Origin of the sequence: Aminobacter sp. SR38, assembly GCF_014843375.1 — a bacterium.
GTDB lineage: Bacteria > Pseudomonadota > Alphaproteobacteria > Rhizobiales > Rhizobiaceae > Aminobacter > Aminobacter ciceronei.
In genome coordinates, this window is the sequence record NZ_CP062112.1 from 836,107 (window position 1) to 860,040 (window position 23,934).

Annotated in this window: 13 protein-coding genes; 2 read left to right on the forward strand and 11 right to left on the reverse strand. The window is 65.0% G+C overall.

The features are described from left to right. The first annotated feature begins 47 nt into the window (after window positions 1–47). Window positions 48–1,541, forward strand: a complete 1,494-nt coding sequence (gene glpK / locus IG197_RS04150; protein ID WP_192317137.1) for a glycerol kinase GlpK — start codon at window positions 48–50, stop codon at window positions 1,539–1,541. Window positions 1,542–1,646: 105 nt separating this feature from the next. Here the strand turns inward: glpK and IG197_RS04155 are convergent, their stop codons facing one another. From IG197_RS04155 to hutI, 11 genes are all read right to left on the reverse strand, one after another. Next, window positions 1,647–2,735 carry a nitronate monooxygenase family protein gene (locus tag IG197_RS04155; protein WP_192317139.1) on the reverse strand — a complete coding sequence of 363 codons (1,089 nt, stop codon included), beginning with the start codon at window positions 2,733–2,735 and terminating at the stop codon, window positions 1,647–1,649. 24 nt (window positions 2,736–2,759) lie between these two features. Next, complete coding sequence (locus IG197_RS04160) at window positions 2,760–3,524, reverse strand: heme ABC transporter permease (protein ID WP_192317141.1); 765 nt, start codon at window positions 3,522–3,524, stop codon at window positions 2,760–2,762. A gap of 109 nt (window positions 3,525–3,633) precedes the next feature. Then, on the reverse strand, window positions 3,634–5,400 hold the full coding sequence (locus tag IG197_RS04165) for a glucan ABC transporter ATP-binding protein/ permease (RefSeq protein ID WP_192317143.1): 1,767 nt from the start codon (window positions 5,398–5,400) through the stop codon (window positions 3,634–3,636). Between the two features lie 243 nt (window positions 5,401–5,643). Beyond that, a complete protein-coding gene (locus IG197_RS04170) occupies window positions 5,644–14,199 on the reverse strand; it encodes a GH36-type glycosyl hydrolase domain-containing protein (protein ID WP_192317145.1) in 8,556 nt (2,851 codons plus the stop codon). A 350-nt stretch (window positions 14,200–14,549) separates the two neighbouring features. After that, window positions 14,550–15,122, reverse strand: a complete 573-nt coding sequence (locus IG197_RS04175; protein ID WP_192317147.1) for an NADPH-dependent FMN reductase — start codon at window positions 15,120–15,122, stop codon at window positions 14,550–14,552. A gap of 114 nt (window positions 15,123–15,236) precedes the next feature. Further along, a complete protein-coding gene (locus IG197_RS04180) occupies window positions 15,237–15,806 on the reverse strand; it encodes a HutD family protein (RefSeq protein ID WP_192317149.1) in 570 nt (189 codons plus the stop codon). Next, window positions 15,806–17,131 (reverse strand): YjiH family protein, encoded by a 1,326-nt coding sequence (locus IG197_RS04185; RefSeq protein WP_192317151.1) that lies wholly within the window; start codon window positions 17,129–17,131, stop codon window positions 15,806–15,808. Before IG197_RS04185 ends, IG197_RS04180 begins: the two co-directional genes overlap by 1 nt. A 72-nt stretch (window positions 17,132–17,203) precedes the next feature. Continuing rightward, window positions 17,204–18,877 (reverse strand): urocanate hydratase, encoded by a 1,674-nt coding sequence (gene hutU / locus IG197_RS04190; protein ID WP_154385427.1) that lies wholly within the window; start codon window positions 18,875–18,877, stop codon window positions 17,204–17,206. A 13-nt stretch (window positions 18,878–18,890) separates the two neighbouring features. Further along, window positions 18,891–19,718 (reverse strand): N-formylglutamate deformylase, encoded by an 828-nt coding sequence (gene hutG / locus IG197_RS04195; protein ID WP_192317153.1) that lies wholly within the window; start codon window positions 19,716–19,718, stop codon window positions 18,891–18,893. Further along, the gene (hutH, locus tag IG197_RS04200; protein ID WP_192317155.1) at window positions 19,715–21,259 is read right to left on the reverse strand and encodes a histidine ammonia-lyase; all 1,545 of its coding nucleotides are present in this window, start codon (window positions 21,257–21,259) and stop codon (window positions 19,715–19,717) included. The genes hutG and hutH overlap by 4 nt, the downstream gene beginning before the upstream one ends. Continuing rightward, entirely contained in the window at window positions 21,256–22,488 is a 1,233-nt protein-coding gene (gene hutI / locus IG197_RS04205; RefSeq protein ID WP_192317157.1) for an imidazolonepropionase, read from the reverse strand. Before hutI ends, hutH begins: the two co-directional genes overlap by 4 nt. A 91-nt stretch (window positions 22,489–22,579) precedes the next feature. Here hutI and IG197_RS04210 point away from each other — a divergent pair, with 91 nt between their 5' ends. Then, window positions 22,580–23,932, forward strand: coding sequence for a formimidoylglutamate deiminase (locus IG197_RS04210; RefSeq protein WP_192317159.1), 1,353 nt, complete (start codon window positions 22,580–22,582; stop codon window positions 23,930–23,932). Window positions 23,933–23,934: the final 2 nt, after the last annotated feature.

The following is a 23,934-nucleotide window of genomic DNA, read 5'->3' on the forward strand; positions in this document are numbered from 1 at the left end:
CGCAGCGCCGTCTCCCCTATTCATGCAAGTGACTGCGGAGGGGGAAGATGAGCGGCTTCATTCTGGCAATCGACCAAGGCACCACGTCGAGCCGGGCCATCGTGTTCGACCAAACGATGAAACCTGTCGGTGTCGGCCAGAAGGAATTCACCCAGCATTTCCCTGCTTCCGGCTGGGTCGAGCATGACCCCGAGGAAATCTGGGACAGTGTCGTCACAACCTGCAGGGCGGCGCTGAAGAAGGCCGGCACGACCGCCGCCGACATTGCGGCGATCGGCATCACCAACCAGCGCGAAACCGTCGTCATATGGGACCGAGCGACAGGCAAGCCGATCCACAACGCCATCGTCTGGCAGGATCGGCGCACTGCCCCTCTCTGCGCCAGGCTGAAGAAGCAGGGGCTGGAGCCGAAATTCACTGGCAAGACCGGGCTTCTGCTCGATCCCTATTTCTCCGGCACCAAGATCGCCTGGCTGCTCGACAAGGTGAAGGGCGCGCGCAAGCGGGCCGAACGCGGCGAGCTGCTTGCCGGCACCATCGACAGCTTCCTGATCTGGCGCCTGACCGGCGGCAAGCTGCATGCGACCGACGCCACCAACGCCTCGCGCACGCTGGTCTACAACATCGCGAAGAACGACTGGGACGCCGAGCTGCTCGACATCCTGAAGATCCCCGCCGTCATGCTGCCCGAGGTCAAGGATTGCGCCGCCGATTTCGGCGTGACCGAGAAGGCGCTGTTCGGCGCCGAAATCCCGATCCTCGGCGTTGCCGGCGACCAGCAGGCGGCGACCATCGGCCAGGCCTGCTTCGAGCCCGGCATGATGAAATCGACCTATGGCACCGGCTGCTTTGCCATCCTCAACACCGGCAGCGACATGGTACGCTCGAAGAACCGGCTGTTGACTACGATCGCCTATCGCCTCGAGGGCAAGACGACCTATGCGCTGGAAGGCTCGATCTTCGTCGCCGGTGCCGCCGTGCAGTGGCTGCGCGACGGCATCAAGGTGATCGGCAAGGCCGAGCAAAGCGGCAAGCTGGCGGCCGACGCCGACGACAGCCAGGACGTCTATCTCGTGCCGGCCTTTGTCGGGCTCGGCGCGCCGCATTGGGATGCCGAGGCGCGCGGCGCGATCTTTGGCCTGACCCGCAACACCGGGCCGGCGGAATTTGCCCGCGCAGCGCTGGAATCCGTCGCCTATCAGACCCGCGACCTGCTCGACGCGATGAAGAAGGACTGGAAGGGCGGCAACGGCAAGACCGTGCTGCGCGTCGACGGCGGCATGGTCGCCTCCGACTGGACGATGCAGCGCCTGGCCGACATCCTGGACGCGCCGGTCGACCGGCCGACGGTGCTCGAGACCACGGCACTCGGTGCTGCCTGGCTGGCGGGATCGCGCGCCGGCGTCTGGCCGAAGGCCAAACAGTTTTCCAAGGCCTGGGCGCTCGACCGCCAGTTCAAGCCGGTCATGGAGCCTTCGCTGCGCAAGGCCAAGCTGAAAGGCTGGCGCGACGCCGTGCGCCGGACGCTGACGCCGAAATAGGCGGCTTATCGACCAGAGCCCATGCTCATCAAATGATTCGGAATGGGGCTCTATCTTCTTGTTCTCGCATGATCTTTTGCGAAAATCAGTGGCCGTTTTTCGGAATCATGCCGTAGCCTGGCGGCCGAAGCGCGACAGCAGAGCCTGTGTTTCCGCGGCAAGGGCGCGCGTCAGGTCGGCCGCCGGCATGTCGCGGCCAAGCCGCGCCGCCTGCCCCGACCACAAGGACATGAAATCGCCCGAGCCCTTGGGTTCCGACGCCGCTCGCAGCGGTGCCAGTGCCCCGCCTGCCAGCGGGAATGCCGGCGCGTCTTCAGACAGTGGACCGACCTCGCGCATGATGCGGTTGACGATGCCGCGCGCCGGCCGGCCGGTGAAGAGATTGGTCAGGGCGGTGTGGTCGTCCTTGGCCGCGCGCAGTGCCGCCTTGTGCGGTGCTGCCACCTTGGCCTCGGGGCAGAACAGATAGGCGGTGCCGACCTGCACCGCCGCAGCACCGAGCGCGAAGGCGGCGACGATGCCGCGCGCATCGGCGATGCCGCCCGCGGCGATAACCGGCAGCTTGACCGCATCGACCACCTGCGGCACCAGAGCGAAGGTGCCGGGCTGGTTGGCGACGTCGTCGGTCAGGAAGATGCCGCGATGACCGCCGGCCTCGGCACCTTGCGCAATGATCGCATCGCAGCCCCTCGCCTCGAGCCACACCGCCTCGTCGGCCGTCGTCGCCGACGAAAGCACCTTGGCGCCCGTCGCCTTGACGCGATCGAGCAAGGCGGCATCAGGCAGGCCGAAATGGAAACTCACCACCTCAGGCCGGAACTCTTCGACGATGTCGCAGAAGGTCTCGTCGAAAGGCGCACGCGCCGAACGCGGCGCAGGCGCCGTGGGGTCAAGGCCGAGTTCGAGATAATAGGGCGCGAGCCGCTGTTTCCACGCCTCCTCGCGGGCAAAATCGTCTTCGGGCTGCTTGTGGCAGAAGAAATTGACGTTGATCGGCTTCGAGGTGCGCTGCCGGATGATGCCGAGTTCGGTCCGCGCCTTTTCGGGCGTCATCAGCGCGCAAGGCAGCCCGCCGAGGCCGCCGGCCTCCGAGACCGCGATCACCATTTCGGAATCGACGGGCCCGGCCATCGGCGCCTGGAAGATCGGAAGCTCGAGGCCCAGGAGATCAAGAATTCGACGATCGGGCCACATGATGTCTTCCTCGTGTTCGGGCCGTCAGGCCTGCTGGCGCTCGGCCCTCCGAGCGGCAATCTGGCGCATGGCTGTGACACGACGGCGCCAGATCTCGGTGCGCATCGCCATTAGATGCAGAGTGAAGAACAGAAGGGTAAAGCCAAGCGCCATGGTCATGAGGGGCCAGAGCATGCTCGGATCGATGGTCGGGCCGTCCATGCGGAACACCGAGGCCGGCTGGTGCAACGTGTTCCACCATTCGACCGAAAACTTGATGATCGGAATGTTGATGAAGCCGACAAGCGTGATGACGGCGGCAGCACGCGCCGAACGCGCGGGGTCGTCGAGCGCGCGGGTCAGCGCGATGATGCCGAGATACATCAAAAACAGCACGAAGACCGAGGTCAGCCGGGCGTCCCATACCCACCAAGTGCCCCACATCGGCTTGCCCCAGATCGAGCCGGTGAGCAATGCGAGCGCGGTGAACACGGCTCCGACCGGTGCGGCCGACTTCAGAGCGACATCGGCGAGCGGATGACGCCAGACCAGCGTTCCCAGCGCCGAGATGGCCATGACCGAATAACACATCATGGCGAGCCAGGCGAAAGGCACGTGGATATACATGATGCGAACGGTGATGCCCTGCTGGAAATCCGCCGGTGCGGCGAAGGCCAGATAGAGCCCGATCGCCAGCACCAATACTGAGGCGCCGCCAAGCCAGGGCACGATCTTGTCGACCAGCGAGATGAAGCGGGTCGGATTGGCGAGGTCGCTGAAACGCCAAGCCTGCGAGGTCGTCTGTGTCATGGACGCTAAATAGCCTTGGGCGTGCGTCTTCGCAATCTGTTCCGGCGTCGCGGGCAAACGCAAACGGGGCGCCAAGGCGCCCCGTCCGGATCCGTATGACGATGATGGACTAGGCCGCGGCCTCGACATGGGTGACGCGGCGGACTTCCTCGTCATTGAGCAGGCCGCCGGCGCGCAGCAGGGCGGCGAAGCGGCCATTGCGGGTCGACAGCTCGTTGAAGCCGCCCATCTCGACAACATGGCCGTGATCCATGAACACCACCAAGTCGGCGTCGCGGACAGTGCTGAGGCGATGCGCGATGATGAAGGTGGTGCGGCCGTCGCGCAGCATGTCGATGGCGTCCTTGACCCGGTTCTCGGTCTCGACGTCGAGGGCGCTCGTCGCCTCGTCGAGCACCAGGATCGGCGCGCTTTTGAGGATGGCGCGGGCAATGGCGATGCGCTGGCGCTCGCCGCCGGACAGCTGGCCGCCACGCTCGCCGACATTGGTGTCGTAGCCTTCGCTCTTGGACAGGATGAAGTCCTGCGCCGCAGCCGCGGTCGCTGCAGCATGCACTTCCTCGTAGCTCGCACCGGCGCGGCCGACGCGGATGTTGTCCTCGATCGAGCGGTTGAGCAGGCCGGCGTCCTGGAAGACGGTGGCGATCGAGTGGCGCAGCGACTTCTTGGTCACGGTGCGGGTGTCGATGCCGTCGATCAGGATGCGGCCATGCTGGGGCGTGTGCACGCGCTGCAGCAGGTTGATCAGCGTCGTCTTGCCGGCACCGGTCGGGCCGACGATGGCGATGGTCTGGCCGGCGCGCACTTCGAAGGAGACGTCGGTGACGCCCTGCCCCGAATTGGGGAACTCGAAGCTGACGTTTTCGAAACGGACGTGGCCGGTGACGTTGTCGAGCTCACGCAGGCCTTCCGGCTCGCGGTTCTCGCCGGCGGCGTCCTCGAGGCGATAGAACTCCTCCAGCTTCGAACGGGCGTCGAAGATCTGGTTGGCGAAGTTCGAAACCTGGTCGAGGCGGCTGATCAGCAGGGCGGCGAAGCCGGTGAAGGCAACGATGTCGCCGATGCGCAGCTGGCCCTTGCTGACCAGATAGGCGCCGATCAGAAGCACCACCATCATCGAGATCGTCGAGGCCAGGCGGTGCATGGCGGATGCCAGCGCCCACCAGTCGAGCACCGGGTTCTGCGTGGTGATCAATGCCTTCACATAGGCACGCAGCGATTCCGTTTCCTGGCCGACGCGGTTGTAGCTCTGCAGCACGGCGACGTTGCTGACCGAGTCCGAGACGTGGGAAAACACCTTGTGATAGTGGCGCTCGACGGAGGCCTGGCCTTCCTTGGTCTTGCGCATGACGAGCCGGCCGATGGCGAGATACAGCGCGCCAAGCACGATCAGCACCAGTGACATGCGGACGTCGAGCGAAAAGGCAGTCGGGATCAGCAGCGCCAGCGCCACCGCCGTCGACAGATGGGTGCGCATGAATTCGAGCCATAGGCTGAACAGCGCTTCGACCGCGCGCAGCAAGGTGTGCAGCGAATGCGACGTGCCGCGCTGCTGGTGCCAGGCCAGTGGCATGGTGATGACGCGTTCGAACGACTGGCACAGCACCTCGCCGCGGCGCGCATGCGCCAGGCGGTCGGCGCCGCGTGCGACCAGAACGAAGGCGACGATGTTGAACGCGCCGAAGCTCGCCCACAGCGCCATTGTCGGAACGACTTCCGTCTTTCCAGCGATGGCATCGATGATACGCCCGAACAGGATCGGTTCAGCAATGGTCACGATTGCCAACACGACGTTGGCTGCGCAAATCAGCCCGACCTTCTTGCCGTCGGCGGCAAGATAGCGGAGGGCTCTCCAATAAACTTCAAGCAACGACACTTTGGTACCCCTTGAGTCCCGTTCGTCCCTTTATTGTGCACTGCACCATAGCCGACAAATAGCGGTCATGGGTCCGCAAGACAATGCGCAGATAGCCGCTCCGTTCAAAAAAATCGAACAACACATGGCTACGGCCGGTAATCTGCTGTGATCCGATAAGGAATTGAGATTTAACGAAAAAAGGCATCGTTGCGGCAAAATGATGACAAAGCCGGCAACCAAGTTGACGCAGGGGCATCCCGGCTAGGCCGGGATGCGGATCACAACGTCGACTTCGCCGCTGTCGCGCATGGCAAAGGACGCGTCCTTGCCCTTCACGCCATCGACCTCTGCTTTCGCAGCTTTAGCGGCTTTGTCCCTCACCACACGCAACCTGTAGACGGCACCACCCAAACGGAGCGTCGCCGAATAACCTTCCCAATGCCTGGGAATGGCTGGTGCCACGACGAGCCTGTTGCCACGCTGGCTGATGCCGAGGATGCTTTCGACCGCCGCGCGATAGAGCCAGCCTGCCGAACCTGTGTACCAGGTCCAACCGCCGCGGCCCGCCTTGGAGGCGTCGGCATAGACGTCGGCTGCCACCACATAGGGTTCGACCCTGTAGGTCTCGGCCGCCGCCTCGTCGAGCGCATGGTTGACCGGGTTGAGCATCGAGAAGCAGCGATAGGCCTCGTCGACCTGCCCCATTTCCGCCAAGGCAATGACAAACCAGGTCGCGGCATGGGTGTACTGACCGCCATTTTCGCGCACGCCAGGCGGATAGGACTTGATGTAGCCCGGCTCCTTGTCGGTTTCGGAAAATGGCGGGGTGAACAGCTTGATCAGCTTCAGCTCGTCATCGACCAGCATTTTGGTCGCCTGTGCCATCGCCGTGCGTGAACGTGCCGGATCGCCCTCGCCCGAAATGACGCTCCACGACTGCGCGATCGAGTCGATCTTGCATTCATCGGAGTTGCGCGAGCCGAGCGGCGTGCCGTCGTCGAAGCTGCCGCGACGGTACCATTCACCGTCCCAGGCCGCATTCTCCAGCGCGCGCTTCAATGCCGTGGCATGCTTGTCCCAGGCGTTGGCGCGTTTTGAATCGCCCTCGGCCTTGGCCAGCGGGGCGAACTCGCCCAGCGTCCGCAGCAGGAACCAGCCGAGCCAGACGCTGTCGCCCTTGCCCTCCTCGCCGACGCGGTTCATGCCGTCGTTCCAGTCGCCGCCGAGGATCAGCGGCAGGCCGTTCTTGGCCGTCCGCTTGATGGCGAGGTCGAGCGCGCGGGCACAGTGCTCGTAGAGCGAGGCCTTCTTCTTGGACTGCTCCGGCGTGAAGAACGCGTCGTGCTCGCCCGGGTTGAGCTGCTGACCCTCGATGAAGGGCAGTTGCTCGTTGAGGATCGCCGCATCGCCGGTCACCGTGACATAGCGCGCAGTGGCACTCGCCAGCCAGACGACGTCGTCGGAGATCATGGTGCGCACGCCGGCGCCGGTGCGCGGCAGCCACCAATGCTGCACGTCGCCTTCGGCAAACTGCCGGCCGGCGGCGTTCAGGATCTGCGCACGGGCAAGGCTTGCGTCGTGCATCAGGAGCGCCAGCGTGTCCTGCAGCTGGTCGCGGAAGCCGAAGGCGCCGCTGGCTTGGTAGAAGGCCGAGCGTGCACGGATGCGGCAGGCCAGGCTCTGGTAAGGCAGCCAGTTGTTGACCATGGCGTCGAGCGCCTTGTCGGGCGTCTCGACCTCGATGGTGCCGAGGAACGAACGCCAGTTGCGCTCGTTGTCGGCCAGCCTCTGTTCGAAATCGACCTTGAGATGGCGGGCGACCAGCGCGCTCGCCTCCTCGTCCGAACCGGCATCGCCGAGCAGCCAGAGCAGGGAGATCGAGCCACCGGCAGGCACCTCGACATCCCTCGAGATCGCAGCACAGGGATCGACACCCGCCTCGACGCGTCCGGTCAGCTCGGCGCCTTGGGTCACGGCGCGCGGCGCCTCGACGGTGCCGCCCAAGCCGATGAACTCGTGGCGATCCGAGGTGACCGAGTTGGTCTTGCCGTCCATCGCCATGAAGGCGACACGCTCGCCGAAATCGAGGCCGTAGCTGTTGCGGGCGAACAGCGCGCCCGTCGCCTCGTCGAGCGAAGGCACGATGTTGGGCGCTGTCCTGGCCCGACTGTTGCCCAGCACCCACTCGGCGTAGGCGTAGACCTTGAGCTTGGCCGGCACCGCGCCGGAGTTCTCGATCTTCAGCCTGGAAATGCGCACCGGATCGTTCGGATCGACGAGATGCGTCAGTTCGGTGGCCAAAGTGCCGCGCTTGGAGCGGAAGGTTGAGAAGCCCTGGCCGTGACGGGCTTCGTAGCTTGCGCCCGCGTCACGCGCCACCGCTGCAATCGGCGAACAGGTCCTGCCGCTGGCGCGATCGAAGACATAGATCGCCTCGCCCGGCCGGTTGGTGACCGGATCGTTCGACCATGGGGTCAGCTGGTAATCGCGGCTGTTGCGGCTCCAGGTGAAGGCAGCGCCTTCCGCCGAAGCGTGGAAGCCGAAACCGCCATTGGCGATGACGTTGATCCAGGGCTGCGGCGTCGACCGGGCGCCATTGAGGCGCACGACATAGTCCCGGCCATTGGCGTCGAAGCCGCCGAAACCGTTCCAGTAGGACAGGCCGTCGCCGCCGCTCTTGCGGGCGCTGCGCGACGGCGAGGTCTGCAGTGCCGAGGTTTCCGACCGGTCGGTCGCCTGGGCGGCGGTCAATGCGTCGCGGGCGGCAAGCGCTGCCGCCTCGGCGCGCTCGATCTGGTCGAAGATCGTGCCGTTGCGGGTGTGCAGGCAGACACGCGCGACGGCCAGCAGCGTGCGGTAGGATGCCTCGTCCATCAGGTCGCGGCGAACCGCGAAGATATGCTGGCGCGGTCCGAGTTCCTTGCCGCGCAGGCGGCTGTTCTCGCACAGATGCTCGATCGCCTGCTGCAGGTCCTGGACATAGGACGAGGCCTGCTCGTTGACGATGACGAGATCGGCGACGAGGCCGCGGGCGCGCATATATTCCTGGAAGCGCAGCGCCTGGGCGACGATCTCGATATCGGCGACGTCGCCGATCCGGATCGCCAGGATCGGGAAGTCGCCCGAGATCGCCATCGGCCACAGCGCCGACTGCCGGCCGAGGCCGGAGGCGATGGCATCCGCCGACAGGCGCAGGAACGGATCGGGATAGATCAGGAAGCGGGCCAGCTTCTGGACGTTTGCGGCGTCAGCCAGGTTGAGGCCGAGATGGCGCGTCTGCACCTGCGAGCGGGTCCAGGACAGCATGGCCTGGCGCTGGAAGCCTTCGGGGTGGTCGAGCTTGGCGACAGTCTCTTCGACCTCTTCGCGGGTCGACCCGACGATGGTCCAATAGGTCAGCGTCACCTTCTTGTTGGCCGGCACGCGGACGCGGCGGCGCAGGGCCGCCACCGGATCGAGCGTGAAGCCGGCGCTGCCCGAAAGCTTGGCGCCCGGATCGAACGCCGCCGGATCTGATATGGTGCGGCCACGGCCGATGAAGGCGCGGCGGTCGGTCTCGGCCTCGGTGTCGCGCACGAAGCCCGACTGGTCGGTGACGAAATGCGCCGCAACGACCGAAGGCTCGTTGGCGGCGCGGGTGCGCCGCGTCGCCAGGATGGCGCTGCCATTGTGGGTGATCTCAGTCTCGACGAACATCTTGGAAAACGCCGGATGGGCGTTGTCATTGGCCTCGGGCGCCAGCACCAGCTCGGCAAACGACGTCACCTCGATGTGGCGGTCGACGGCAGCGTCGTTCCAGATGGTGACCTTGCGGGCCTCGCCATTGCCTTCGGAGACGACGATGCATTCGACCTCGCTGCGCAGCGTGCCGACCGTCTTGATGAAGCTCGCCTTGTCGTCGCAGAAAAGGGTCTGGGTCTGCTCACCGGTGGCGCGCTTCGGCTCCGATGTCGCCGACCACCAGTCGCCGGTTTCGGTGTCGCGCAGGAACAGATAGGTGCCGAGCCGATCCTCGGTCGGATCCGGCTGCCAGCGCGTGATCGCCATGTCGTTCCAGCGGCTGTAGCCCGAGCCTGTCGCCGTGACCATGACCGAGTAGCGGCCATTCGACATCAGGTTGGTCGACCGCAGGGCGCGCATCGGATTGAGCACCAGGCGCGTATCGGCGCTGTGATCGGCGGTCTCGTCCTTGGTGTGTTCGGCCACCTCGGTGCGGACGGTGGCGACGGGAATGTCGCGCGGCGCCTTTTCCTGCAGCAGCAGCTCCGCCGCCTCGATCACCGGATCGCTGTGGAAGCGGTCGCGCATGCGGCCTTCGAAGATCGCATTGGCAATCGCCACGATCGACATGCCCTGGTGATGGGCCATGTAGTTGTAGACGACGGCGTGGTCGGTGCCTTCGGGCACACGCTGCGGCGTGTAGTCGACGGCGTCGTAATAGCCGTAGCGGCCAAGCGCGCCGAGTTTGCGCAGGCGCCTGAGATTGGCCGTCGCCTCGCTTGGCAGAAACTGGGCCGCCAGCACGGTCGCATAAGGCGCGATGACGGTGTTCTGGCCAAGGCCGCGCTTGAGGCCAAGCCCCGGCACGCCGAAATTGGTGTACTGGTAGGTCAGTTCGCGGTCGCGGCCGTTATAGGCAGCCTCCGAGATGCCCCACGGAATGCCTTTCGAGCGGCCATACTGGATTTGCCGGTGGACGATCAGCTTGTTGGTCTGGTTGAGGATGCCGCCCTGCGGCTCCTTCATCACCAGCGGCGGCATCAGATACTCGAACATCGAGCCCGACCACGACATCAGCGCGCCCTGGAAGCCGATCTCGACGATCGGACGGCCGAGGCGGAACCAATGCTCGGTCGAGATGTCGCCCTTGGCGATGCCGAACAGGCTGGTCAGCCGCGCTTCGGAGGCAAGCAGGTCGTAGCAGCTTTCGTCGAGCTGGTGCTCCTCGACGCGGTAGCCGATGGACAGAAGCTTGCGCTCGTTGCGCATCAGGAACGAGAAATTCATCTCGAAGGCGAACTTGCGGGTGCGTTCGCGCAGTTCCATCAGCTTGCTGCGCAGGGCCGCGACCGCCTGGTCATCGCTGTGCGCGTCATGCACATGCGCCTCGCAGGTGACTTCCAGCGTCCTCGCCCAGTCCGCAAGCACGTCGCTCTTGGTCGAGGCCGCTTCGGTGTGGATCGCGCCCGCCAGCTTGCGGATTTCGCCCGACAAGACGGCCAGGTTGATGGTGCGGATCGAGGCCATTTCCGGCTGCGACTTGATGGTTTCCACGGCCCGGCGCATGCCGTCGATGCGGTCGATCAGGCGCTGGCGCAGCGGCCTCAGCTGGCGGCGGTCGTCAGGCAGGTCGGCGACGCTCTCCTCGATGATCGAAACGATGTCGAGAATGCCCTCGAAATCGCCCTGGAGATGCACCGAGGGCGCCTCCGCCCATTCCGAACAGGCGGCGGCAACCGCCACGAGATGGCCGGCGAGATTGCCGCTGTCGACACTCGAGACATAGAGCGGATAGAGCGGCCTGAGGTTTGTCGTGTCGTACCAGTTGTAGAGATGGCCGCGGTAGCGCTCCATCTTTTCGATGGTCGAGACGGTGGCGTCGATGCGCGACACCGCGTCCGCAAGGCTGATCCAGCCGAAGTCGCGGGCCGAGACGACCGACAGCAAATACACGCCGATATTGGTCGGCGAGGTGCGCGTGGCAATCACGCCGGTCGGGTTTTCCTGGAAATTGTCAGGCGGCAAGAAGTTCTGCTCCGCCGTGACGAAGGTCTCGAAATAGTGCCAGGTGCGGCGTGCCACGGTGCGCAGGGTGTGGACGTCCCAGGGCGCGACATGCAGCCGGTCTTCGGTTTCGGCCGAGCGGCTGATCAGCCAGGCAAAAGCCGGCGAACCGGCCCAGAAGATGGCGAAGGCGAAGGCAACGAAGGCGCCGGTCGAATCCGTCATCACAGGCAGGACCAGGCCGACGGCGGCGATGATCACCGCGCCATACATCATGCGGTAATAGGCACCGAGGTCGTTGCCGCCCGACTTGTGCGCCTGCGAGGCGGTGCGCCATTCCAGAAGGTTCTCGCGGCTGACGAACAGGCGATAGAGCGTGCGGATGATCGCATCGCCCATCATCCAGGCCAGATGCGCCATCAACACGACCTTGAGCGCCACCATCGCGGTGCCGAAGGCAAGGTCGCGGCCGAGCGCGCTGAAATGGCCGCGCGGGGTCGCTTCGCGGTTCTTGGGAAGGATTGCGTCGATGATGTCGAAGGTCGGCGCCATGAACAGGCTGAGGATCAGCAGCGCCTGCCATTGCGCGGCCTGGGTGAAGGGCAGCAGCGTCCAGCCGGCAATCGCCGCCATGACCCAGAAGATCGGCGTCAGCGAACGCCTGAGATTGTCGACCATCTTCCAGCGCGAAAGCGCCGGCACGCCCGACTTCGGGTCGAAGATGTAGCCGAGCAGCTGCCAGTCGCCACGCGCCCAGCGATGCTGGCGCGAAGCGTCGACCGAGTAGCGGGTCGGATAGTCCTCGACCACCTCGACGTCGGTGACCAGTGCCGAGCGGGCGAGCGCGCCTTCGAGCAAATCGTGGGACAGGATGGTGTTTTCGGCGATGCGCCCCTTGAGCGCGGCTTCCATCGCGTCGACATGGTAGAGGCCCTTGCCGGTGAAGGTGCCTTCGCCGAAGACGTCCTGGTAGAGATCGGACACGGCAAAGACGTAAGGGTCGAGGCCGCGATGGGCTGAAAACACGCGCTGGAAGAACGAGGCTTCGTCGCCCGTCGTCAGCGACGGCGTCACGCGCGGCTGCAGGATGGCGTAGCCTGAGGTCACCAGGCGCTTCTCTGCGTCGAACTCCGGCCGGTTGAGCGGGTGGCACATCTTGCCGACCAGCTTGGTGACGACGCCGCGCGTCATGCGCGTGTCGGCGTCGAGGGTGACGACGTGAACGACATTGTCAGGCAGCGGCGTATCGGTCGGCAGGAAGGTGGTGTCGGCGTCGCCGCGCAGCAAAAGGTTCAGCTCGTGCAGCTTGCCACGCTTGCGCTCCCAGCCCATCCAGCAGCCCTGCGACGGGTTGAACAGCCGGCGGCGGTGCAGCAGGTAGAAACGCGCAGCACCCTCGCTGGGATAACGCTGGTTGAGCCTGGCGATCTCGCGACGGGCATAGTCATAGATCTCGCGGTCGCCGACGGAGATCTCGGCCTGGCTGTCGGGCCAATCGGAGAGCACGGCGAAATGGATCTCGCCCGACATGTTGGCGAGGTGATGGATCTCGATGTTGCGGATGTTCTCCTCGACATCGTCGCGCGAGCCGATCAGCGACGGCACCACCACCAATGTCCGGGCTTCCGCCGGCACCCCGTCCTTGAACTCGTAGCCGATCAGGCGGGTCGGCTCGAGAAACTTCAGCACGATGGTGTTGAAGAAGGCGAGCGCACCCTCGCTGGCCGGAACCGAAAACAGCACCAGCATCACCACCACCGCCGCCGTCGGCAGGCCCAGCGCAGCCAGCGCGTTACCAGCCAGCAGAAGCAGAAGAACGGTCAGGGCAAAGACCGGAAGGGCAATGCCGAGCCAGTTGGTCTTGCGGAAGGCGCGGTTGACGATGCGTCCGATGGTCGGGCGGTAACCGATCGACTGTTCCAGCTCCTGCCGGCGCGGACCGACGAGGAAGAAACCAACGTCGGAGCGTTCCTTCTGCAGACCCGAAGGATCCTCTGATGAAGCAGGCGCTTTCTTGAGCGCAAAATCGGTCGCCTGTTCGGCGACCTGGAATTCCGACAGCTTGGAATGGCGCGCCAGTTCCTCGATCGCGGTGCGATACTGGTCGCGCGAGGCGAAGTCGAGTTCGGCAAAATTGGTGCGCTCGCGCAGCAGCGTGTCGACGCGGCTGACATCCTCGAACCAGACCGTCCAGTCCTGGTCATTGATCAGGCGCAGGCCACGAATGATGTTGCCGGTCGTGACGTTGCCGGAAGACAGCGTGTGGTGCTCGCCGATGATGATCTCTTCGGCGTCGCTGCCCGACTTCTCGAGCTCGTTCTCAAGCCAGATCAACGCCTTGCCGGCGTTCTGCGAACCGTCGCGCAAGCGATAGAGCAGCTGCGTCGCAAAGGTCGTGTCGCGGGCGTGGGCAGCATAGGCCCTGAGCAGGGCCAGGCCGTCGTCCTGCTCCTGCACGCTCTGCAGGCGGTCGGCGACGTCGTTGGCGATTGCGCGCATTTCGCGGGCGCGGTTCACGCGGACGGCGATGCGGCGCAGATTCTCGACCAGAACGAAACGCAGCAGCGACGGCAGCGCCCAGAGCTCGCCGATATGCAGCGGCTCGACGGCCTGGTAGCCCTCGACGATCGCCTTGAACATATGCGCCGAAACGGTGCTGTCGGAATGGGCGACATAGACCCAGGCGATGGCCAGCGCGCGCGGCACCGACTGGCCGTTGCCGAGATCGATCGTCGGCAATTCGCGGTAGAAGCGCTTGGGCAGGTCGCGCTTGACCTGGTAGATAGTCTCTTCGACCAGATAGTTGTTGTCGAGCAGCCATTGCGCCGCCGGCGTGATCGGCTCGCCCCTGCCCTGCGCGGCATTGGTGTCGCGATAGACCTGGAGGATCTTCTTGGCGCTCTCGCGGATGCGGGCGTGGAAGTCGAAGGCTTCGAGACCGAAATAGGAGCGCAGCTCCTTGCGGGCCATGCTCTCGCCCGTCGCGCGCAGCCGGTCCTCATGCAGCACCGTCGCCCTGATCGGCTGTTCGGCCACGGCCGGAAAACTCGGCACTACGTCTTTGATCCGGCGCGGGTCGGTCTGAATATTCATCTACAGCATTTCCGTTTGACAGAAAGTCCGCAGCGCCTGCCGGCGTCGCGGACCTGCCACATAAACCGTTTCAAACAAGAATTGGTTGCATGCAACCAACAGGTCGATTGAGCGCTCTTGCACCTGGATGGAGTGAAAATATGGCGTCGGCGCCGCCAATCTCCCTCCGCGCCTCATAGCAGTGCAGGGCCGTGAGCGGAACGCAAGGATTGGGGCTTTTTCGTGTTCGCATGATGAATCTTTGCCATATTTCAGGCGCTGCGCGTCAACCTTCGCAACACCAGCATTTCTTCAGCCGAATTTCAGGCCGCCACGGTGGCCAAACGGGCTTCGAACCGCTCAGCCGCCACTCAGCCGCCGCGGGGCAACACGGTGTAGACCCTGACCACGAAGGCATGGAATTCGGCCATGTAGTTCTTGAGGAATTCGGCGGTGCCTTCATTTGTCACCTCGCCCTCGTCGGTGATCAGTCCTGGCTTGAACTGGATGTAGGCTTCGGGCGCGTTCATCTGCGGCGAGTTGCAGAAACTCAGCACGCTGCGCAGGCTTTGCTGGGCGACAGCGGTGCCGATCGCGCCGGGCGAGGTGCCGATGACGGCAGACGGTTTGCGGGTGAAGGAATTGGTGCCGTAAGGCCGGCTCGCCCAGTCGATGGCGTTCTTGAGGCCGCCGGGGATCGAGCGGTTGTATTCGGGCGTGACAAACAGCACGGCATCGACGCCGGCCAGTGCCTTCTTGAAGGCGCGCGCCGGCGGCGGAAAGTCGGCGTCGAAGTCATAGCTGTAGAGCGGCAGGTCGCGAAACGGGATCTCTTCCATTTCGAGGTGCTTGGGCGCGAGCCGGACCAGCGCCTTGGCGAGCTTGCGGTTGATCGAAGCTGTGGCAAGGCTGCCGACGAAATAGCCGACCTTGTAGGTGTCCATGGCACATACTCCACTGCGCCGCGCGATCTGGATCGCCGGCCTGACCTACCCGTCCCCCAGGGGAGTGTTTGCCAGTTCCGCGCCGATGTCACGACGATTTTGGAGATTGCCCTTTTATATCAGGCGAATGGAGACCTTGAGAAGCGATACCGGCCCGTTCGGCGCGACCGTCAAGCTGGCCGGCCCGTCATCTGAATAGAGCGTATCGAAGGCCGCGACCGCTTCGCTGCCGATGCGCGCCGCACCTGATGCGACGAAGACCAGGCTGATGCCCTGCCCCAGGGCGATTTCGCCCGGGTCCGAAAATTCCAGCCGCTCGACAGCATGGCTGACACGGTCGCGCCGGGTCATGACGTTGAAGTCGAGCACCGGCCCGTCGATGAGCACGGCCTCGGTGCCGACATCGCCTGGGAAAGCGTAAGGCTGCGACTGCGGAGACAACGCCACCGGTGCGGCATCGCCCGCGGCAAGCTGCATCGTGCCCGACAGAACGGTCAACGTCCGGTCGATGCCGGCAAAGACCGAAAACGGCCCGCCGCCGGCGACCTGCGCCATGGAGATGCGCCAGTCGAAGGCGTCGAGCCCGGCCGCGGACGGCCAGGCCATGATTTCGGTCGTCACGCCGCCGCCGTTCTTCCACGGCATGGGGCGGCAGTCGGCGTGACGGATGATGCGCGCTGCCATTACGCCAGCCAGCCCATGCTGATCGCCAGCCAGGCGATCGGAGCGGTGACCAGAATGCTGAGAGCGGTGCGGATATACCAGATGATGATCAGGTCCCGGAAAGACAGAGGGATGGACGTCGCCAGCACGCACGGGATCGATGCCGACAAAAACAGCACCTGGCTGACCGACACGACCGCGGCAACGAACCTCAGCCCGAGATCGGCTTCTTTCAGTAGGATCGCCGGCAGGAACATTTCCGCCAGACCGGAAGCCAGCGACTTTGCGGCAAGCATCGGATCGTTAAACTGCGCCAGCCAGGTGAATGGATACAGCGCCAGACCCAGCATGTCGAAGATCGGCGTGTATTTGGCCGCCAACAGGCCGAGAAGCCCGACCGCCATGATGCTGGGAAGGATGATCGATGCCATGCGCAGGCCGTCGATGAAGGTGTCGCGCAGCAGCGCGTGCAGAGGCGGAGCCGCCTGGGCCTGGTCGAGGCCGACATCGATCGCCGTCTGGAGGCGGGACTTTCCGGCCGCAAGCGGCTGGTCGCGGTTGGCGGGATGATCCTTGCCGGAGATCGGCCAGATCCGGGCGGTGATTGCCGAAACGACGAACGTCACGACGAAGGTGGTCCAGAAGTAGAGGTTCCAGTTGCCCATCAGGCCGAGGGTCTTGGCGACGATGATCATGAAGGTTGCCGAAACGGTCGAGAAGCCGGTGGCGATGATCACCGCCTCGCGGACGGTGTATTTGCCTTCCTTGAAGACCCGGTCGGTGATCAGCAGCGCCAGCGAATAGCTGCCGACAAAGGACGCAACCGCATCGATGGCCGACCAGCCCGGCGTCCGCCAGACCGGCCGCATGACCGGCTGCACAAGCACACCTGTGAACTCCAGCAGGCCGTAGCCGACGAGGAAAGCGAGCGCCAAAGCGCCGATCGGCACGATCAACCCGACCGAGAGCACCAGCTTGTCGAACAGGAAGGGCAACATGTCGGGGGCAAAGAAAGTCTCCGGCCCGACCCCCGTGAGATACATGACCGAGAGCCCGAGCCCGAGGACACGCAGGGCCGAAAAGATTGCTTCGGTGACGTTCCTGTTCCAGGAACCGCGAACGAACGGGCCGATGGCGCCATAGGCGATCAGCAGACAGACGAAGGCAACCGCCACGGGGCGCAACTGGACCGCCAGCGCGGTCGCGGCATGATCAAGGAGGATGGTGGATTTTGTGCCGATCGTGACCGGTACGAAAAAGAAGATTATGCCAATGAGGCTGAAAAGCACAAGTTTCAGGCCGGCGCCGGCCCGCGATCCGCCTTCATGGCTGGTGATATCGGTCATGAGGGTCCTCCTCCCAGTAAGTCAACAAGATGCGAGGCGGCACCGGGTGCCGCCTCGCAAGGTCGATCAGTTTCAGAGGATTCCGGGCAGGTTGAGGCCCTTGTCCCTGGCGCAGTCGAGCGCGATGTCGTAGCCGGCATCGGCATGGCGCATGACGCCGGTCGCCGGGTCGTTCCACAACACGCGCTCGAGACGGCGGGCGGCATCCTCGGTGCCGTCGGCGCAGATGACCACGCCCGAATGCTGCGAGAAGCCCATGCCGACGCCGCCGCCATGGTGCAGCGACACCCAGGTGGCGCCCGAGGCGGTGTTGAGCAGCGCGTTGAGCAGCGGCCAGTCGGAGACGGCGTCCGAGCCGTCCTTCATCGCCTCGGTCTCGCGGTTCGGCGAAGCGACCGAGCCGGAGTCGAGGTGATCGCGGCCGATGACGACAGGCGCCTTGAGCTCACCCTTGGCGACCATCTCGTTGAAGGCGAGACCGAGGCGGTGGCGGTCGCCGAGGCCGACCCAGCAGATGCGCGCCGGCAGGCCCTGGAAATGGATGCGCTTGGCCGCCATGTCGAGCCAGTTGTGCAGGTGCTTGTTGTCGGGCAGCAGTTCTTTCACCTTGGCGTCGGTCTTGTAGATGTCCTCGGGATCGCCCGAAAGGGCTGCCCAGCGGAACGGTCCGATGCCGCGGCAGAACAGCGGCCTGATGTAGGCCGGCACGAAGCCCGGGAAGTCGAAGGCGTTCTCGACGCCCTCTTCCTTGGCGACCTGGCGGATGTTGTTGCCGTAGTCGACGGTCGGGATGCCCATCTTGTGGAAGTCGAGCATCGCCCTGACGTGCACTGCCATCGAGGCACGCGCCGCCTTTTCGACCGCCTTGGGGTCGCGCTCGCGCTTTTCTTCCCATTCGGCAACGGTCCAGCCAATCGGCAGGTAGCCGTTGACGGGGTCATGCGCCGAGGTCTGGTCGGTCACCGCATCCGGCTTGACGCCGCGCTTGACCAGTTCGGGCAGGATTTCGGCGGCATTGCCGAGAAGGGCGACCGAAATCGCCTTCTTGTCCTTGCAGGCCCTGTCGATGATGGCGAGCGCATCGTCGAGATCCTTGGCCTGGACGTCGACATAACCGGTCTTGAGGCGCATCTCGATGCGGCTTGCCTGGCATTCGATGGCGAGGCAGGCGGCACCGGCCATGGTCGCGGCCAGCGGCTGGGCGCCGCCCATGCCGCCGAGGCCGGCGGTCAGGATCCAGCGGCCGGCGAGGTCGCCGCCGAAATGTTGGCGGCCCATCTCGACGAAGGTCTCGTAGGTGCCCTGAACGATGCCCTGGCTGCCGATATAGATCCACGATCCCGCGGTCATCTGGCCGTACATCATCAGGCCCTTCTTATCGAGGGCGTTGAAGTGGTCCCAGTTGGCCCAGTGCGGCACCAGGTTGGAGTTGGCGAGCAGCACGCGCGGCGCATCCTTGTGGGTGCGGAACACGCCAACCGGCTTGCCCGACTGGATCAGCAGCGTCTCGTCGCCTTCGAGCTTGCGCAGGGCAGCGACGATGCGGTCGTAGCTGTCCCAGTCGCGGGCAGCACGGCCGATGCCGCCATAGACAACGAGCTCGCCCGGCTTTTCGGCGACGATCGGGTCGAGATTGTTCATCAGCATGCGCAGCGGCGCTTCGGTCAGCCAGCTCTTGGCGGTGAGCTCGGTGCCGGTGGCGGCGCGGATGACGCGGGCATTGTCGATGCGGGAATGTTGGGTCATTACGAAAACCTCCCTAGGAGTGTCGGCTGCCCGCCCAGGCGAGCGCGGTTTCAAGGATCTTGGTGAGCGTCGCGCGCATCGGTGCGGCGAATTCGGGATCGTAGCGGCTCGGCCAGTTGGCCGGTTCGACCTTGCCTTCCGGCTCGAGCATGTAGCCGCGGCAGGACAGTTCCATCTGCAAGGCATGGACGCCCTGCTCCGGCTGGCCGTGCCGGCGGGTGATCCAGCCGCCCTTGAAGCGGCCATTGACCACCCAGGGCCTGCCGCTGGCTGCCATCAGCGATGCGACCTGTTCCTGCAAGGCGGGATCGGCACTCTTGCCGGAATTGGTGCCGAGGTTGAACAGCGGCAGCTTGCCGTCGAACAGCCTGGGGATGACCGAGCGGATCGAATGGCAGTCATAGAGCACGATCTCGGGATGCAGTGCCCTGAGACGGATGATCTCGCCTTCGAGCGCTGCATGATAAGGATCGTAATAGGTCTGGCGACGCCTTGCGACTTCGGCCTCGTCGGGCTCCTGTCCTTCGTTGTAGAGGGCCTCGCCGTCGAAGGTCGTGGTCGGGCAGAGTTCGGTCGTCGCCTGGCCGGGATAGAGCGAGGCACCGGAGGGGTCGCGATTGACGTCGATGATCGAGCGCGACACCGTGGTGCGCACCACCGTTGCACCGAGGCCGGCGGCAAAATCATAAAGCTGCTCGATCCACCAGTCGGTGTCGCGCCGCGCCAGCCAGCGCGACACGAACAGATCGTCGAGCCCGGCAAGGTCTATGCCGGTGTGAGGGATGCTGACGAGCAGCGGGGCGTCGCCGCGCTGGACCGTCAACCAGGGCGCGCCGCTCATCTTTCGCCACCCGAGATCTCGGGCAGGCCGACGCCGGCGATCGCCTGGACGATGGCGCCGCTGCGGACAAGGGCGATGGCCTTTTCCATGTCGGGATGGAAATGGCGGTCGTCGTCAAGATGCGGAATCTGGGCACGAACGAGCTTGCGCACGGCCTCGAGCGCCGAACTCGAGGCCAGCGGCGCATGGAAGTCGCAGCCCTGGGCAGCGGCAAGCAGCTCGATGCCGAGCACGCCATTGGCGTTTTCGATCATGCCGAGCAGCCGGCGGGCGCCATGGGCGGCCATCGAGACGTGGTCTTCCTGGTTGGCCGAGGTCGGGATCGAATCGACGCTGGCCGGATAGGCCTTCTGCTTGTTCTCGGAGACCAGCGCGGCGGCCGTGACCTGCGGGATCATGAAGCCGGAGTTGAGGCCGGGCTTCGGCGTCAGAAACGCCGGCATGCCCGACAGGGCCGGATCGACCAGCATGGCGATGCGGCGTTCCGACAGCGAGCCGATCTCGCAGACGGCAAGGGCGATTATGTCGGCGGCAAATGCCACCGGCTCGGCGTGGAAATTGCCACCCGACAGCGCGGTGTCGTCCTCGGTGAAGATCAGCGGATTGTCGGTGACGCCGTTGGCCTCGGTGCCGAGCGTGTCGGCGGCCTGGCGCAACAAGGTCAGGGCAGCACCCATGACCTGCGGTTGGCAGCGCAGGCAGTACGGATCCTGGACACGCTCGTCGCCGACGCGGTGGCTTTCGCGAATGGCGCTGCCGGCCATCAGATTGCGCAGCGTCTCAGCCGTCTCGATCTGGCCGCGGTGCTTGCGCAGGACATGGATGCGCGGGTCGAACGGCGCATCCGAGCCCTTGGCGGCATCGGTCGACAGCGCGCCTGACACCAGCGCCGAATGATAGAGGTTTTCCGCCTCAAACAGAGCGGCGAGCCCGTAAGCGGTCGAGAACTGGGTGCCGTTGAGCAGCGCCAGGCCTTCCTTGGCGCCCAGGGTGATCGGCTCGAGTTCGTGGGTAACGAAAGCGACCTTGGCCGGCACGATGCCATGCGGGGTGTGGCAGTCGCCGACGCCGATCATCGTTGCGGTCATGTGCGACAGCGGCGCCAGATCGCCCGAGGCGCCGACCGACCCTTGCGCCGGCACGACCGGAATGACGCCCTTGGCGAGCATCTGCTGCAACAGGTCGATGGTCTGTTCGCGCACGCCGGAGGCGCCCTGCGCCAGGCTGGCGAGCTTGAGCGCCATCATCAGGCGGGTCACGGCAACCGGCATCGGCTCGCCGACGCCGGCGGCATGGCTGAGCACGATGTTGCGCTGGAGCGTTTCGAGGTCATTGGCCGGGATGCGGACGCTGGCGAGCTTGCCGAAGCCGGTGTTGATGCCATAGACCGGCTCGCCCTTGGCAACGATCCGCGCCACCGTCTCCGCGCTGGCCTTGATCCCGGGACGGCAGGCCGGATCGAGTTCAGGAACGGCGCCGCGATAAATGGCGCGCCAGTCGGCAAGCGTGGCATTGCCGGGGTTCAATACAAGCGTGGTCATTTTCCCCTCCAGATACGGGCATGGAGCGGGTTGAACCCCATGCGATAGACAAGTTCGGCCGGGCTTTCGATGTCCCAGATGGCGAGATCAGCCCATTTTCCTTTTTCGAGCGTGCCGGTCTCGGTGAGCAGCCCGAGCGCGCGGGCGGCCTCGCGGGTGGTGCCGGCGAGGCATTCCTCGACCGTCATGGCAAACAGGGTCGCTGCCATGTTCATGGTCAGAAGCAGCGAGGTCAGCGGCGAGGTGCCGGGATTGTTGTCGGTGGCAACCGCCATCCTGACGCCGTGGCGGCGGAACAGCTCGACCGGCGGCTTTTTGGTCTCGCGGATGAAATAGAAGGCGCCGGGCAGGATGACGGCGACCGTGCCTGCCGCAGCCATTGCGGCGGCACCGGCGTCATCGGTGTATTCGAGATGGTCGGCCGACAGCGCACCATAATGTGCGGCAAGGGCCGCACCGCCGAGATTGGACAGCTGGTCGGCATGGAGCTTGACCGGCAGGCCCTTGGCGCGCGCGGCGTCGAAGACACGCGTGATCTGCGCGGTCGAGAATGCGATGCCCTCGCAGAAGCCGTCGACGGCGTCGGCAAGGCCCTCGGCCGCGATCCTGTCGAGCATCGGGCCGGCAACGAGGTCGATATAGGCGTCCTTGTCGCCGTTGGCTTCCGGCGGCAGCGCGTGCGCCCCGAGGAACGTGGTGCGCACGGTCACCGGCCGCAGTTCGGCCAGCAGCCTTGCGGCGCGCAGCGACTTGGCTTCGTTGTCGAGGTCGAGACCGTAGCCCGACTTGACTTCGACGGTGGTGACACCTTCTGAAACCAGCGCATCGAGGCGCGGCAAGGTCTGGGCCACCAGATCGGACTGGCTCGCCGCGCGCAGCGCCTTGACCGACGAGACGATGCCGCCCCCTGCCCGCGCCACCTCTTCATAGGTCGCACCCGCCAGCCGCATCTCGAACTCGTTGGCGCGGTTGCCGGCATGGACGAGATGGGTGTGGCAGTCGATTAGGCCCGGCGTGATCCAGCGCCCCTCGCAGTCGATGAGGTCGGCACCGTCGCGCAGAGCCTGGGGCATGTCGGCTTCCGGGCCGGCAAAGACGATGCGGCCGTCACGGGCGGCAATCGCACCGTTTTCGACAATGCCAAGGCCGGTGGCAGCTTCAGCCAGCGTCGCCAGCCGCGCATTGCGCCAGATTCTTGCCGATGTCGCTGATTGGTTGCCAGCCATCATCTTTTTCGTTTCCTCCAACTGCGATTATGTATATACATATCAGAAAGGCGATGCAAGTGCTATCGTGCACATGAAAGGTGAGGAGATTCTGGTGGCAACGATCTTTGCGGAACAGGCGCTGCTGGCCGACGGCTGGCAACGCAACGTGCGGATGACATTGGCCGGCGGCCGCATCGCGACGGTGGAAACAGGCACGGCCGCTCAGCCCGGCGACGAGCGCCACGCCATTGTCCTGCCCGGCATGCCCAATCTGCACAGCCATGCCTTCCAGCGCGGCATGGCCGGCCTCGCCGAAATCCGCGGGCCGTCGTCGGACAGCTTCTGGTCCTGGCGGGAGGTGATGTACCGCTTCGCGCTGTCGATGACACCGGAGCAGGTCGAGGCGGTCGCAGCCCAGCTCTATGTCGAAATGCTGGAGGCCGGTTTTTCTCGCGTCGGCGAGTTCCACTATCTCCATCACGACCGCGACGGCAGCCCCTATGCCAACATCGCCGAGATGGCCGAACGCATCGCGGCGGCCTCTGTCGATACCGGCATCGGGCTGACCTTGCTGCCGGTGTTCTACGCCCATTCGGGTTTCGGCGGCGCGCCCGCCAATGACGGCCAGCGCCGATTCATCAACGATACGAATCGCTTCGCCAGGCTTTTTGAGAGGTGCGGCGAAGCGCTGAAGGGCATCGACGGTGCGGTGCTCGGCCTTGCGCCGCACAGCCTGCGCGCCGCAACGCCTGACGAACTGGCCATAGTCACCGCGCTGACGTCAGGCCCTGTTCACATCCACATCGCCGAACAGGTCAAGGAAGTCGAAGACTGCGTCGCCTGGTCGGGCGCCCGGCCGGTGGAATGGCTGCTTAGCCACGCCGATGTCGACAGGCGCTGGTGCCTGATCCACGCCACCCACATGACCGAAGCCGAGACGATCGCCATGGCGCGGTCGGGCGCGGTCGCCGGCCTGTGCCCGATCACCGAGGCCAATCTCGGCGACGGCGTCTTTGCGGCACCGCTGTTTGTCGAACATGGCGGCAAATACGGCGTCGGCTCGGATTCCAATGTCGAGATCGGCCTCAGTGGCGAACTCAGGATGCTCGAATATTCGCAGCGCCTCGCCCATCGCGCCCGCAATGTGCTTGCCACCTCAGGCCAGTCGACCGGCCGCGCCTTGTTCGATGCGGCACTTGGCGGCGGCGCCCAGGCGCTCGGCGTGGGCACGGCGGGACTTGGCGCCGGCGCTGCCGCCGATTTCGTCTCGCTCGCGCCCAACCACCCGACGCTTGCCGGCAAGTCGGACGACGCCATTCTCGATGCCTGGATCTTCGCCTCGGGCGGAAAAGTCGACTGTGTCTGGGCAAATGGCCGCAAAGTCGTGACTGATGGCGTACATTTCCGCAGGGATGCTATTGCGGCCCGGTTTCGTAACGTGATGATGGAACTGACGGCGGCGTAAGA

Coding starts and splice junctions, on each gene's coding strand:
- glpK (WP_192317137.1), top strand. CDS start 48: ATGAGCGGCTTCATTCTGGCAATCGACCAAGGCACCACGTCGAGCCGG.
- IG197_RS04155 (WP_192317139.1), bottom strand. CDS start 2,735: ATGTGGCCCGATCGTCGAATTCTTGATCTCCTGGGCCTCGAGCTTCCG.
- IG197_RS04160 (WP_192317141.1), bottom strand. CDS start 3,524: ATGACACAGACGACCTCGCAGGCTTGGCGTTTCAGCGACCTCGCCAAT.
- IG197_RS04170 (WP_192317145.1), bottom strand. CDS start 14,199: ATGAATATTCAGACCGACCCGCGCCGGATCAAAGACGTAGTGCCGAGT.
- IG197_RS04175 (WP_192317147.1), bottom strand. CDS start 15,122: ATGGACACCTACAAGGTCGGCTATTTCGTCGGCAGCCTTGCCACAGCT.
- IG197_RS04180 (WP_192317149.1), bottom strand. CDS start 15,806: ATGGCAGCGCGCATCATCCGTCACGCCGACTGCCGCCCCATGCCGTGG.
- IG197_RS04185 (WP_192317151.1), bottom strand. CDS start 17,131: ATGACCGATATCACCAGCCATGAAGGCGGATCGCGGGCCGGCGCCGGC.
- hutU (WP_154385427.1), bottom strand. CDS start 18,877: ATGACCCAACATTCCCGCATCGACAATGCCCGCGTCATCCGCGCCGCC.
- hutG (WP_192317153.1), bottom strand. CDS start 19,718: ATGAGCGGCGCGCCCTGGTTGACGGTCCAGCGCGGCGACGCCCCGCTG.
- hutH (WP_192317155.1), bottom strand. CDS start 21,259: ATGACCACGCTTGTATTGAACCCCGGCAATGCCACGCTTGCCGACTGG.
- hutI (WP_192317157.1), bottom strand. CDS start 22,488: ATGATGGCTGGCAACCAATCAGCGACATCGGCAAGAATCTGGCGCAAT.